Here is a 13989-nt window from a genome sequence, read left to right on the forward strand (position 1 = left end):
TACGACTTGGGACTTACGACTTCAATTGAGTTTCTACAGGCTGTGTCGTGTCAATTGTGGTGACGTAGGGCTTTTCGGTGTCGGCAAAAGGCTCGGCGGTGGCTTGTTGAGACTCTAGTAAGTCAACGGTAGCATCGGCAATGTCTCCGGTGCGCTGTTGCAGCCGTTGGCGCAAGACTTCTACTGGTGCGGTACAGTGGAGGATTTGTAGGGGAATTTGACGGGATTCTGCTTGGGCGATCGCCTCTTGACGTAAAGCGGTGCGATCGTATTTGGCATCTAAAATGACTGTAAAACCCTCACTTGCTAGCAGCAGTCCTAAATCTAACAGCCTTTGATAGGTTTTTTGATGCCATTCAGTAGTATAAATTTCATCTCCCCCGCGTTGTTCCAGGGGAATTCCGGCTAAATGCTTGCGAACTGCATCGGAACGGACGTGAATTGCTCCCATTTGTCGCGCTAGTTGCTTCGCTACCGTACTCTTACCCGCACCCGATAGCCCAGACATGAGAATTAACTTGCCTTGACGAGGTTTGGTATATTCCCAGGCTTGGCGATAGTAGTTTGCTGCTGTTTTTGCGGACTCTTCCTTTACAGCTGCGGGTACACCTGGATCGTCCAGCAAAAATGAATTGACTTTTGCCCGCACGTATGCCTGACGGCTGAGATATAAAGGATAAACTTGCAATCCTTCCCAGTCGCCTGTTTGCTCTAAATATGTATTTAAAAAGATATTGCCTAAGTCCTTGCGCCCCCGTGCCTCAAAATCCATCACGGCAAACGCCACGTCATACATTACGTCTACAAATCGAAATGGTTCGTTAAATTCAATGCAATCAAATAATAAAATTTTGTCATGCCATAGACAAATATTTTGCATGTATAAATCGCCATGACACTCGCGAATAAAGTCACCTGCCATGCGGCTTTTAAATAATGACTCTTTCTCCGCAAAAAACTTATCTGTATACGCTTTTGTTTCGTCAAACTGGTTTTGTGTCTGTGCTTTGCCAATATATTTTTCTGATTGCTCGTAGTTCTCATCAAAAGCTTGGCGAACTTGAGCTACTTCCCCAAAGTTACGAATATAGTCGTTGATTGCAGCTTTTTTATGGTATTCTGCTACAACTCGTCCTAAGTTAGTCATTAGTTTTTCGTCAACTTTTCCCTGAGAAAACATGTTAATTAACAACATATCTTGGGGAAATTGACGCATTTTTAATACGTATTCTACAGGCTCTCCCGTACCTCCTAGTTGGTACTGCTGTTCAGTTTTAGTAATTGGTAATACTTCCAAATAAAGTTCGGCTGCACCTCTTTGATTTAAGCGTAATTCTTCTTGACAAAAGTGCTTTCTTGCTTCCAGCGTTGAATAGTTTAAAAAACCAAAGTTCATCGGCTTTTTCACTTTATAAGCATACTCTCCAGTTAATAACACGTAAGAAATATGCGTCTGAATCAGTTGAATTGGTTCTTGCACTGGATGAGGGTAAAACCCAGGCTGCATCATTTGTTGAATCGAAGCGGGAATTGAAGCTGCTGTCATTTCTTTCCTCTGTGTTTTCTAATATTCCCCCCGATCTTGCGGGGGGTTAGGGGGATCTCTTCTGCAAATAAAAAACCAGGAGTTTCCCCCTGGTATTATCGGCAATTCTACTCAAGTTGTCAGCTATTATTCTGCTTCTGCATCAGATTCTGATGCTGATTCCGTTCCTGCCTCTGCTTCCAACTCTTCTACCGCAGCTGCGGTTGTCTTCTGCGGTGATAAAACAGTCACAACTGCTTGTTCTGTGTCACCTAAAACTGTTACCCCTGACGGTAAAACTAGTTCGCGAACGTACAAGCTATCACCTACGTGTAGGTTAGAGATATTAATCTCAATCGCCTCTGGAATACTATCGGGATTGCAACGAATCTGCAAGCTTGTTGCCAGTGTATCGACAATTCCGCTTTCTTGCTTTACGCCTACTGCATCGCCAACAAAATGTAGAGGTACTTCTACATCCACAGAATCTTGCGCTGCAACGGCAAAGAAGCTGATGTGGTAGATATTTCCCTTATAGGGATGAGATTGTACTTCCCGTACCAGAGTTTTACCACGCCAAGGAAGATCGGTGATGTTTAGATCGATGATGGTGTTGTTGACAGAAGCCTTTTTCAGCATTGTTTCTGCTGTTTTAGCATTCATGACTAGAGAAATTGCTTCTGTACCTTTATGTCCGTAAAGGTTTGCTGGAATCATGCCACCGCGACGTAAAGCATTAGGTTGACTTCCCTCTGGGCGTTTTTGACACTCAACTGTAAGTTCCATCTTTGTTGTTAATTGTTAGTTGTTGGTTGCTAATGTAGGGGCGTACATCTGTACGTCCCTACAACTGACGATTCGTTACTTAGCTAGCTGAGACGGGCGTGCCGTCAGCGTGCAATAAAGCACGTTTAGGTCCGTGGATTGGGTCTTCCACGATGATAGTTTGGTCGCGGCTAGCGCCGAGAGAGACGATCGCGATCGGTACTTCCATTAACTCTGCCAGAAATTTCAGGTAATCGAGCGCTTGTCTGGGTAGATCGTCTAACGTGCGACAATCAGCTGTCGATCGCTGCCATCCTGGTAAAGTTTTATAAATCGGGCGGACTTTGGCAAATTGGCGGGCGTTGCGAGGGAAGTGTTCGTAGCGATCGCCATCTATTTCGTAGGCGACACAAACTTTGATTTCTTCGAGCGTGTCGAGGACATCTAACTTCGTAATTGCCAAGCAGTCTATGCCGTTCACTCGCACGGCATAGCGACCGATGGTGGCATCAAACCAACCGCAGCGCCGTTGCCTTCCGGTAGTCGTACCAAATTCTGCCCCGCGATCGCACAATAGTTCCCCTAGTTGTCCGTCTAATTCTGTGGGGAATGGACCTTCTCCTACCCGCGTCGTGTAAGCCTTTGCTACGCCAATCACGCGGTCGATTGCCGTGGGACCTACCCCTGTCCCAACGCAAGCCCCTCCCGCGACGGGGTTAGAGGAGGTGACGTAGGGATAAGTGCCGTGGTCGAGATCCAGCAGCGTACCTTGAGCGCCTTCAAATAATATATTTCGCCGCCGTTGAATCGCGTCGTAAATTTTCAGCGAGGTATCGACTACGTGGGAACGCAAGCGTTCTGCGTAACCCAAATATTCGTCAATGACGGCTTCTGGATCTAAAGGTGGTAGATTGTAAAGTTTTTCGAGAATGACATTTTTATATTCGATCGCCCACTGTAACTGTTCTCGCAGTCCTACCGAATCCATTAAATCGAGAACTCGAATCCCCGTCCGTTCTGATTTATCGGCATAGGTGGGTCCAATTCCTCGCCCTGTCGTGCCAATTTTATAATTACCCCGTCTCTCTTCTGCCGCGCGATCGATCAGCCGATGATAAGGCATGGTGACATGAGCGGTTTCAGAGATAAACAAGTTATCTGTAGAAATATCTAAACTTTCTAGCCGATCGAGTTCCTCAATCAAAACTTTTGGGTCGATGACCGTACCGCAGCCAATAATGCATTCTGTTTTAGGATACAGAATTCCAGAGGGAATCAGATGCAGCTTGAAAGTCTGATCTTGGACGACAATCGTGTGTCCGGCGTTGACTCCCCCTTGGTAACGAACCACAATGTCAGCGGAGCGACTGAGTAAATCCGTGACCTTTCCTTTTCCTTCATCGCCCCACTGGGCTCCTATAACAATGACGTTAGCCAAGGGTATTTCTGAATGTTAGAGTTGACACAATCCACAACTATAGTCGCAGATTGTATCTGATGTCAAGATCTAAAGAAGTGACTAGTAACTGGTGGCTGGTGACTAGATTTTTCAAGCCACTAGTCACTGCTCACTGATAACTGTTCGCTGTAGGATTATTAACTCCTAGTTGACGCTCGGGAGAAACGATCGCACCTGTTACTCTTTGTAACCTCGCTCCCAAGGAGAGCAGTTTGACTTCTAGTTTCTCGTAACCGCGATCGAGATGGTGCAGTCCTTGAATTGTTGTCTTACCTTTTGCTGCTAGTCCTGCTAGTACCAAAGCGGCTGAAGCGCGTAGATCGCTAGCGACGACTGGCGCACCAGATAGTAGGGGTACTCCCCGCACGACAGCAATATTGCCCTCAACGCGAATATCTGCCCCCATGCGATTGAGTTCGGCGACGTGGCGCAGGCGGTTTTCAAATACAGTTTCGGTAATGACGCTATCGCCCTCGCTCAAACTCAGCAAAGCCATGAACTGCGCTTGCATGTCTGTGGGAAAACCAGGGTAAGGCAGAGTTTTAATATCCGTTCCCCGTAATCCTTCACCAGGGACAATACGAAGGCAGTCAGGTGCATCGGCAACAATCTGCACTCCAATTTCTTGCAATTTGGCGATCGCCGGGGTGAGATGGTCGGGAATGACTGGCGCTAATGAGATCTCGGAGTTGGTGATGGCTCCCGCTACTAAAAAAGTTGCGGCTTCCACGCGATCGGGAATAATTGCATAATCTGTTGAGTGCAAGCGGGGAACGCCCGAGATCGTAATTGCTGTAGTTCCAGCTCCCCGAATGCGCGCTCCCATAGAGTTACAGAAATTAGCTAGATCGACAACTTCTGGTTCTTGAGCAGCGTTTTCAATGACTGTTTCTCCTTCAGCTAATGTCGCCGCCATCATCAAGGTTTCTGTTGCACCGACGCTGGGATAGTCTAAATAGATTTTGGCTCCTTTCAATCTCCGGCTACTGCCAGCGACGTAGGCATTGACCATACCATGCTCGATCTGGACATCTGCCCCCATTGCCTGTAAGCCCCGGACGTGCAAATCAACTGGTCTAGCTCCAATCGTACATCCACCAGGTAAGGGGACTTGAGCATATCCCTGGCGAGCTAGTAACGGACCAATGGTAAAGAAACTTGCCCGTAGTTGACTGACAATTTCGTATGGAGCTTGAGATGTGCTGAGATCGCTAGCATCAATATCTAATACATCACCGTGTTGAGAGATTTTTACTCCCAGCGATGATAATAACTGACCCATGCGCGCCACATCCACGAGTGATGGTACGTTACGGATACGACAGTCTTGAGGACAGAGCAAAGCGCCAGCGATGATAACAAGGGCAGAATTCTTTGCTCCGCTGATTTTGACCTGACCTGCCAAAGGATGCCCGCCCCAAATTTCCAGTACGGCTGGATCGACTTCTGGTGAAGGCTGCGGTCTAATTGAGTTATGGGTAGTAGTAATGGCTCTGTCCTCCGAATCTAGTTAATCCGTACCCGAGTTGGCAAAAATTTGGTTTAGATTTTACATTGAGATGGTAAAAGTTTAAACTGTGAATTTTCTTATCTCTGCTACAAATATCTGGATCTATCTCGGTATTTCTACAGTTGCTGCCCTCTAATGTTTTTGCTTTAGTTAAAAAATTTTAGATTTGGTCATTAGTTACTTATGAGTGGCTGGTGGCTAGTGGCTAGTGGTTTGACTCTTTTCTAGCCACTAGCCGCTGATAACTGACAATTGAAAAACCTTGACAAACACAGATATTTAAGTGATGATGAGAAATTGCGCCCACCGAGGGCGAAAGCAAGCGGAACTGGCGGAATTGGCAGACGCGCATGATTCAGGTTCATGTGCCGAAAGGCTTCCGGGTTCAAGTCCCGGGTTCCGCATCAATTTGGAGTTTTGGTTACTAGCAACGAGCTATTAGCTTTATATGTTTAGCCTTATATGTCCTGTGAATCTAGTTGGCAGTTAATTACTACCACGATAGTTCCGAATCGTCAATAGTAGATTTTATATATGATCGCGAGTTTGCAAAATCCTCTGGTCAAGCAGATGCGAAAGCTGCACTCTGCCAAACAGCGATCGCAACAGGGTGTTTTTCTCTTGGAAGGAACGCATTTGTTAGAGGAGGCTTATGCAGCGAAGTATCCCTTGGAATGCGTCTGTTGTACTTCCCAATGGCAGGAAAACCATCAACAGCTTTGGCAGCAGATTAGTCAATCGGGAGCGCGGATAGAAATTGTCACTCCAGAGGTTTTGCAGGCGATCGCAACTACGATCAATCCCGATGGAGTTGTAGCGACAGCAACTAGACAGCAAGGGCGAGAAGTACCCCATACAGGCATTAGTTTAGCTTTAGAGACGCTGCAAGATCCTGGGAATTTGGGAACGATAATTCGCACGGCGGCGGCGGCTGGTGCATCGGGGCTGTGGTTGAGTAGGGATAGTGTAGATTTAGACAATCCCAAGGTGTTACGAGCTTCCGCTGGGCAGTGGTTTCGATTGCCGATGGTCGTGAGTCAAGATCTGCGGCAAACTGTACTCCAGTGTCAGGCGGCGGGAATGCAAGCGATCGCGACTTTACCTACTGCGAAGATGACATATTGGGAAGTAGACTGGCAGCGTCCGAGTGTCATTCTTTTGGGAAATGAGGGAGCGGGATTATCAGCAGATCTAACGGCAATGACAGATCTACAGGTGCAAATTCCCCTCAGTGCAGGGGTAGAGTCGTTGAATGTGGGAATCGCAGCAGCGTTGCTGTTATATGAAGCACAACGACAGCGATCGCAGCAACAGGTAGAGTCTATTTAACAAAACAATTGCAGCCAGCACCAAGCGGATCGGCACGGACGATGACTTCTGTACCGTTAGCTAGTCTGGCAATAAAAGTTACCTGACCGAAATCGTTGATTCCATCTGTAGATAGAGCAACACTTTGTACCGTATAACCAAATAAAGAATCACCAGTAGCAATAACTTTATGTTTGACAGGATCGGAACCAATAAAAATTCCTTCGCCACCTGTATCTAGTTGCGCAAAAAATGCAACCGTACCGCGATCGTTAATTGTAGGGGGTACAGCGGCAGAATTATAATTGTTCCCACTGCTAAAGCTGCTGTAGGCTCCGTTAGTATCGGCAACAGTAGTTATTTTAGTGCCGTTACTCTTCAAGATTGCTGCCTTAGCAGGATTAAACTCAGCCGTGTATTCGCTTGTCGGTTTGATTTCCAAAGCAACATATGCAACCGTTCCTCGGTTATTGAGCGAGGGAGAGAAAGCGCCATTCTTAGGAGCCATGACATACAAAGGATAAGTAGTACTGGATAAAGTTGTAGTTTTCGTCCCTTTGTTGGCAAAAATTTCAAAGGCTCTACCACTTTGAGATCTGTAGACGATCGTGCCGCGATCGTTAATATTGGCTGAATCTACAGTGGACAATCTAGCGTCACTTGCTTCAGCAATCAGCCTACCATCACTACTCAATACACCAATACCACGCATATTCTGAGCGACATAAGCAATAGTGCCTCGATTATTAAGTGCCAAAGATACAATGCGATCGTAGGCAGGATAGCCACTCTCAGGTGATGGCTTGTAAGCAGGAACTTGAGTTACCTTACCATTTGTACTAGTAAAAATCGTTTCCGTTGGATACTCTGTGGTGGTAGTTCCCCTTGCTGGTGTGGCAACAAAAGCAACGGTTCCAGTATCGTTAATAGCGATGGGACTACCGATACTTTCATATAAACCAACGTTTTCGGCAATCGTTGTTATTGTCTTGCCCGTACTGGTGTATGCTCCTAATGCTCCGTCCGTATTGGCACTAAAGGCAACGGTTCCAGCATTGTTGATAACAGGCAATCCAAAGCTGCTAAAAGAACTACTCGTATCAGCCATCTTTTGGTAAGCGTACTTGGAAGACTTGACCGCAATCGCTCCACTATCGATTAAGCTCAAACTCAGACCAATGGCTGCTACTGCAATACAACTTTTTGACTTCATAACTATCTAACGCTGCAAAGAATACAAAACGCATGAAATTTCATAAATGTCAGCGCTCAACCATTAACCGTCAACCGTCAACAATCTGAAAATTCAGCTATTTTGTTAAAACTTAGCTAGAGCGCGATCGTCAATACATCCTAAACGAACCCCCACAACTCCATATAAAAATTTACAGTAGAAGAAATATGAAAGATGCTATATTAATGGATTGTGTCGAATCAGAGCTAGTTCATGCCTAAACTGAAAACTCGCAAAGCAGCGGCAAAGCGGTTCCGTGCCACAGGCACTGGTAAGATCGTGCGTCGTAAAGCTTTCAAAAATCACATTTTGGAAAAGAAAACGACTGCTAGAAAGAATCGTCTCTCAAAAGCAGCACTCGTACACGAACGCGACGAGCAAAACGTTCGGATGATGCTCCCTTATTTGTAAGTTACTAAGGAATTCTATTCATGACTAGGGTAAAACGCGGTAACGTTGCCCGCAAACGCCGCAAAAAAATTCTCAAACTCGCGAAAGGATTTCGCGGTTCTCACTCGACTTTGTTCCGCACGGCAAATCAGCAAGTGATGAAAGCATTGCGGAGTGCCTACCGCGATCGCCGCAAGCGCAAGCGCGATTTTCGTCGCCTGTGGATCGTGCGGATTAATGCAGCGGCAAGGCAGCACGGGATGAGCTACAGTCAATTGATGGGGAATCTCAAGAAAGCTGAGATTCAAATTAACCGCAAAATGTTGGCACAATTGGCAGTTCTCGATCCGGCTAGCTTTGCTAAAGTTGCAGAACTCGCAAATCAAGCAAAATAAAGGATAAAGGATGAAGGATGAAGGCAGAATGAAGGTAAGTAGAAGCATGACGAACTGTTTGCACTTCTTTCTTTTACTCTTCCCTTTAACCTTTACCCTTTACCCTTTCACATTTAAAAGCAACGCCGCCGAATTTAAAGAGATTCAACAGCGGGGTTATCTTTTAGTAGCTGTAAAAGACAATTTACCTCCTCTAGGCTTTCGCGATCGCCAAGGAAAGCTGCGGGGATTAGAAATTGAACTCGCCCAAAAATTAGCAGCAGATTTACTGGGAAACCCAGCAGCAGTAAAATTTATTCCAGTTGCAAACCGCGATCGCCTCAATGCGGTAATACAAGATAAAGTCGATTTAGCGATCGCCCAAGTCACAGCTACAGATTCGCGATCGCGTTTGGTTAGTTTCAGTCCGCCTTACTACATGGATGGTGCGGCAATAATTGCTAAAAAAGCAACAGCAGAAAGTCTCAACGATGTTGCCAAGAAAACAGTTGCCGTCCTCAAAGGTTCTTCCACAATTCCAACAATAAAATATTTGTTACCGCAAGTACAGTTATTAGGCGTTGATTCCTATCAACAGGCGCACGCATTGCTAGAGTCTGGCATAGCAGCCGCCTTTACAGCCGATGCCAGCGTGTTGAGCGGTTGGGTGCGAGAATATCCCCAGTATGAGATTCTACCGACATTATTGTCAGCCGAACCGTTAGCTGTAGTCATGCCAAAAGGATTGCAATACGACAGCTTGCGACAACAAGTCAACGCTGCGATCGCCCGTTATACTACTGCGGGCTGGCTGCGACAACGGGCAGAATTTTGGGGCTTACCTGTAGATAAATTACGCAAATAAGAAGGATTGGAAGACTTCTTTCAGCCCCCTTAAAAAGGGGATTAGGGGGATATTCTTTGCCGTAAACAAAAAGCAAAACACTATAAATCAAACAGAAGGAAATGTAAAACTCGTAAAACTTAACTCATTGATCTCATTCCACCTATAAACTTGGGCGCGGAACGCATTCCATTGCTGGTAAATCTGTTTAAAAGTCGCATCTTTAGCAGCATTTTCAGATAACAAATCGGTAGTTGCCTTTTGTGCTGCTTGCATAATTTCTTTAGTATAAGGAGTTAGCCTTGTTCCGCCCTTCACGAGCCGTTCTAATGCTGCCCCATTTAAAGCATTGTATTGAGCCAAATTATCCATATTGGCATCTGTAGCAGCACTCTTGAGAATTTCTTGATATTCCTTTGGCAGCTTATCCCAAGCAGCTCGATTGACCAATACTTCCCAAGTTGGTCCTGGTTCCCACCAACCCGGGTAGTAATAAAACTTTGCTGCTTTATTGAGACCTAATTTTTCATCATCGTAAGGACCAACCCATTCTGCTGCATCGATCGCACCTCGGTCTAGTGCTAGATAAATCTCTCCGCCAGGTAGCACCTGCACGTTCACGCCCAAGCGCGACATCACCTGACCTCCCAAGCCAGGAATTCTCATCTTTAAACCGTTCAAGTCGGCAACTGATTTAATTTCTCGCTTGAACCAGCCACCCATTTGCGCCCCAGAGTTACCAGCCGGAAAATTAATCACGTTGAAATCAGCATAAAGCTTTTGCATTGCTTCCAAACCACCACCGTGATACAGCCAAGCATTTTGCTGCTGGGCAGTTAATCCAAATGGTACGGATGTGGCAAAGGCAAGGGCAGCATTTTTACCAATATAGTAGTAACTAGCGGTGTGACCGCATTCAACCGTTCCTGCTTGGACTGCATCTAGAACTTGCAATCCCGGGACTAATTCCCCCGCGACAAATGGCGTGATGATAAACCGCCCATTTGACATTTCCTGCACCCGCTTGCTGAAGGTTTCCGCACCACCGAAAATCCCCAAAGCTTTAGGCCAACTTGTAGCCATGCGCCATCGTACTTTCGGTAAAGCACCTGCTTGCTGGGCGTTATTGGTTTGCACGCGGACGCAAGCACCTAAAGCTGTGGTGGTAGCAGCAGCCGTAGTCGTTTTGGCAATAAATCGTCGCCGTTTCATTGTTGCTCTAAAAATTGAGAATCGGTCATCATACTACTGGTTATGTCACCAACAGCACATTTGACTTAAAAGCATGACGATCGTACCACGGCAGCTCGTTATCTCTGTTGCGCGATCGCGTTTATTAATTTAGAAACGGAGAGGAGAGGATTCGAACCTCCGTTGGGTTTGACCCCAAAACTGATTTCGAGTCAGCCGCATTCAACCACTCTGCCACCTCTCCACAGGAGATAGTCTTGCTTTATTTTAGACAAGAATACTATTTTACAGTGCAGATGCCTTGTCTTCAACTGTTTCTACTGCAATTTCAAACTTATCTTTGGGTGTCCATTGCACTGCACCGTCTCTACCCGTCAAGAACACCTTAGTTTTGCCTTGTTGCAATTCAGCGATCGTTTTCGGATCGAGTTTAGCACTAGAGGCGATCGCCACTTCCGGCTTCACTGCTGCAATCAAGCTAGAATCTAGTTTCTCTCCCGACCATACCAATACCTGAGCATGTGGTAATTTTGTATCAGTCTTCTCTATCTCTCTTTCCCCTAAAATTAACCAGATCCGATCTTGGATCTGTATCTGTAGAATCTGTTGTTGGGCATCGAGTAGCTTTATAAATGTCGAACCTGTAGATATTTCTCGCTCTGGAAGCAACTGCTGGCAGTTTGGATCTGTTAGTTTGGCAGTAATCTTTATGCTGCGATCGCGATTAGGGCAATTATAAAAATTTTTGACTGATAAATTTTGCAAAAGTAACGACCAACCATTTATGTTGTTCATCGAATTAGGCTCTGCTGCTACTGCCCAATCGAGCTGATTAATCCCTTGTTGTTGTAAAAAAGGTAAAACTGTAAACCTAGAAGTGGTTTCATCTCCACTATTTAATAATAAGACTTTACTCCGGTCTTGTATAACTAGAACAGGTTCTTTTCCTGCTGCTAAAACAGTAACTCGGAATAAGCTAGCTTGAGTTTGCCAAGCTGGAATAAATATTAAGCTAATCGTGACTAGACCTACAATCCACCATTTTTTCTGCCACCATTTTAGACTGCAAGTTAAGATAAATAACCCATATATTATTACGAGCTGTAATGAGGATATTATTCCTACAGCGGTTGCTGCTCCTGGCAGTCTAGTAAAAAAATCGACGAGTTCCATGAGGTAATAAGTTGGATAATATAATAACCAAGCTAAAGCACTCCCCATAGCTGGATGTATTAACGCTGCGAGCGCACTGATAAAAGCCCCTAAGCTAATAATGGAAATTGGTATTGTTGTTATTATGTTAACTAAAATACTATAAGGTGAGATTAAGCCAAAATTGTATATTTGCAGCGGAATTGTCCAGATATAAGCTGAAATTGGCACTGCGATTAAAGTGGCGATCGTAGGCGGCAACCAATCTAGCTTGTTCGTCAAAGCGGGTACTGTTACTATTAATCCTAAAGTTGCTAGAAAACTAAATTCAAAACCTAAATCCCAAATCCAAATAGGATTGATGAATAATAACAGAGTAGCAGCTAATAAAATTAATCCTAAAGGTTGAACTTTTCGTTCTAATGCTAGAGCAGTTAAAGCACCAATTCCCATAATAACTGCTCTTAAAACTGATGGTTGTAAACCTGTAAGACCGAGAAAAATTAGGAGTGCCAATACTCCAATAATAAATTGAATTCGATTAGAAAAACGCTGAGCGATCGCTAATACTACTCCAAGAATTAGAGATACTTGAAAACCGGATGCAGCTAAAGCATGAGCTAAACCAACTCGAATAAACGAGTCGCTGACAGAAGATGGTAAGTCAACTACGCGGTTTCCTAAAACCATCGCACTTACCAAAACACCCTCCGGTACGCCTAACCATTGCACTTGAGAGCGAAGAATTTTTTGTCTGACTGTCCACCATCCCCAATTCTTAGTTTTATTATTGATTTCAGAATCAATTAAACTAACCTCTTTTCCCTTTAAACCAGCAAAACTTCCCTCTCTAGCTAAATAAGCCTGAAAATTAAATCCTCCTGGGTTATTTGGCGATTTAGGTTTATATAAAATTCCTGTTGTAGTAATTCTTGTTCCTTCATGCAATCCAGTTGCTTGTAATAAAGGTACAGTTGTATATAATTTTCCCGATATATCTTTACTAATATCGTTGCCAATATTTAAATGAAACGCTTCTAGCCAAAATTGCGATCGTTGATTTCTTGTTAAGCGTGGCGTACTAGTAATTGTTCCTTGAACAGTTACAACTTGTACTGAATCTTTAAGAGTAGCAGTTATAAATTTACTAACATCATTCTCACTAGGATGCGGTGTTCTAATTTGAAAATATATAGTTGCACCAAACCCTACTAATCCAGCTAACAACCATATTTGCGGCTCGATCTGCCAAAAACTTCTATGTAACTTAGTTCTCAATATACTTTTTCTACCAAAGTGTGATAAGCTTACAGTTAGAATTCCTATAACTATTAAGCTATATTCTCCCCAATTGAATGCAGTAGCTAGTAAGCCTAAAATATATGCAAAGCAAAAGATAGTCAGAGTAATGTGATTCATTAATAGTAACAATTATTTATTCTTGAATTTGATATATATATCTTTATGATTTGGGTTTTTAGTGCGGGGAATTTGTTTAATTTCAAATATCTTCATAGATTGAATTAGTTTACTGAGATTTGTACAACCATAATCTTTCGATTTAAAAGATGGATACATCTTATGTAACTGATGTCCTAATATACCTACACTAGTCCATCCATCTTTTCCTACAGTCATATCGTACACTTGTTTAACAAGTTCTATTAATTCTCGATCGTGTTTCAATTTTGAATGAACTTGCTCGAATATTTTTTGTAAAACTTCAGTAGATGCTTGTTCATTTTTACTTACAATTACGGTTGAAGTTTGCTTTTCCTTCGTCGAACTATTGTCTAAACTTCCTGTATAAATAAAGCGATCGCACGCTTTAACAAAAGCTTCTGGTGTTTTTTTCGCCAAAACCATAAACGATCAAACCAGCTTCTCTAATTCTGCAAGCTAACTTAGTGAAGTCACTATCGCTGGAAACAATACAAAAACCATCAAATTTGTTGGTATATAGTAAATCCATTGCATCAATAATCAAGGCACTATCTGTAGAGTTCTTGCCTGATGTATAGCTAAATTGCTGTATCGGTTGAATGGCAAACTTATGTAGCTTTTCTTTCCAGCTACTTAGTTGGGATTGCGTCCAGTCTCCATAAATTCGTTTGACGCAAGCAATACCGCAGCTAGTAATTTCTTTTAGTAAAGGTTCAACTAGACTTGCTTCTACATTATCTGCATCAATAAGTACTGCAAGTCGCGCAGTTTTAAGCAAAACATCATGTGGCATC

The 13989-nt window shown here is 43.9% G+C and carries 11 protein-coding genes, 2 tRNA genes and 1 pseudogene; 5 read left to right on the forward strand and 9 right to left on the reverse strand.

All coding sequences use genetic code 11. The annotated features are described in order from the left end of the window. Positions 1 to 13 precede the first annotated feature (13 nt). From CHRO_RS24125 to murA, 4 genes are all read right to left on the reverse strand, one after another. Positions 14 to 1546 carry a bifunctional aminoglycoside phosphotransferase/ATP-binding protein gene (locus CHRO_RS24125; RefSeq protein ID WP_015156848.1) on the reverse strand — a complete coding sequence of 511 codons (1533 nt, stop codon included), beginning with the start codon at positions 1544 to 1546 and terminating at the stop codon, positions 14 to 16. Positions 1547 to 1672: 126 nt separating this feature from the next. Continuing rightward, entirely contained in the window at positions 1673 to 2311 is a 639-nt protein-coding gene (locus tag CHRO_RS24130) for a 50S ribosomal protein L25/general stress protein Ctc (RefSeq protein ID WP_015156849.1), read from the reverse strand. 79 nt (positions 2312 to 2390) lie between these two features. Next, positions 2391 to 3728, reverse strand: coding sequence for an adenylosuccinate synthase (locus tag CHRO_RS24135; RefSeq protein ID WP_015156850.1), 1338 nt, complete (start codon positions 3726 to 3728; stop codon positions 2391 to 2393). Between the two features lie 130 nt (positions 3729 to 3858). Then, the gene (murA, locus tag CHRO_RS24140) at positions 3859 to 5238 is read right to left on the reverse strand and encodes a UDP-N-acetylglucosamine 1-carboxyvinyltransferase (protein WP_051033298.1); all 1380 of its coding nucleotides are present in this window, start codon (positions 5236 to 5238) and stop codon (positions 3859 to 3861) included. Positions 5239 to 5581: 343 nt separating this feature from the next. Here murA and CHRO_RS24145 point away from each other — a divergent pair. Beyond that, positions 5582 to 5663: transfer RNA gene (locus CHRO_RS24145), tRNA-Leu, on the forward strand. A 130-nt stretch (positions 5664 to 5793) separates the two neighbouring features. After that, the gene (locus tag CHRO_RS24150) at positions 5794 to 6588 is read left to right on the forward strand and encodes a TrmH family RNA methyltransferase (protein ID WP_015156852.1); all 795 of its coding nucleotides are present in this window, start codon (positions 5794 to 5796) and stop codon (positions 6586 to 6588) included. On the opposite strand, the gene CHRO_RS24155 is transcribed toward CHRO_RS24150, so the two are convergent. Further along, positions 6581 to 7780, reverse strand: coding sequence for a DUF7453 family protein (locus tag CHRO_RS24155; RefSeq protein WP_015156853.1), 1200 nt, complete (start codon positions 7778 to 7780; stop codon positions 6581 to 6583). The genes CHRO_RS24150 and CHRO_RS24155 overlap by 8 nt on opposite strands. 234 nt (positions 7781 to 8014) lie before the next feature. On the opposite strand from CHRO_RS24155, the gene rpmI reads away from it, so the two are divergent. Genes rpmI through CHRO_RS24170 form a run of 3 tightly spaced genes read left to right on the forward strand, consistent with a single transcriptional unit; the run spans position 8015 to position 9430 of the window. After that, the gene (gene rpmI, locus CHRO_RS24160) at positions 8015 to 8212 is read left to right on the forward strand and encodes a 50S ribosomal protein L35 (RefSeq protein ID WP_015156854.1); all 198 of its coding nucleotides are present in this window, start codon (positions 8015 to 8017) and stop codon (positions 8210 to 8212) included. Positions 8213 to 8232: 20 nt separating this feature from the next. Next, a complete protein-coding gene (gene rplT / locus CHRO_RS24165; protein WP_015156855.1) occupies positions 8233 to 8586 on the forward strand; it encodes a 50S ribosomal protein L20 in 354 nt (117 codons plus the stop codon). A 10-nt stretch (positions 8587 to 8596) separates the two neighbouring features. Then, a complete protein-coding gene (locus tag CHRO_RS24170; protein ID WP_015156856.1) occupies positions 8597 to 9430 on the forward strand; it encodes a transporter substrate-binding domain-containing protein in 834 nt (277 codons plus the stop codon). 87 nt (positions 9431 to 9517) lie between these two features. On the opposite strand, the gene CHRO_RS24175 is transcribed toward CHRO_RS24170, so the two are convergent. The 4 genes and pseudogenes from CHRO_RS24175 to CHRO_RS34950 form a co-directional block, all read right to left on the reverse strand. Continuing rightward, positions 9518 to 10621, reverse strand: a complete 1104-nt coding sequence (locus tag CHRO_RS24175) for a TRAP transporter substrate-binding protein (protein ID WP_015156857.1) — start codon at positions 10619 to 10621, stop codon at positions 9518 to 9520. A 136-nt stretch (positions 10622 to 10757) separates the two neighbouring features. Then, positions 10758 to 10844, reverse strand: a tRNA-Ser gene (locus CHRO_RS24180). 41 nt (positions 10845 to 10885) lie between these two features. Further along, a complete protein-coding gene (locus tag CHRO_RS24185) occupies positions 10886 to 13171 on the reverse strand; it encodes a ComEC/Rec2 family competence protein (protein WP_015156858.1) in 2286 nt (761 codons plus the stop codon). Between the two features lie 12 nt (positions 13172 to 13183). After that, positions 13184 to 13988: pseudogene (locus CHRO_RS34950) on the reverse strand (NYN domain-containing protein). Position 13989: the final 1 nt, after the last annotated feature.

This window comes from Chroococcidiopsis thermalis PCC 7203 (assembly GCF_000317125.1).
In the GTDB taxonomy this organism is placed as follows: Bacteria; Cyanobacteriota; Cyanobacteriia; order Cyanobacteriales; family Chroococcidiopsidaceae; genus Chroococcidiopsis; species Chroococcidiopsis thermalis.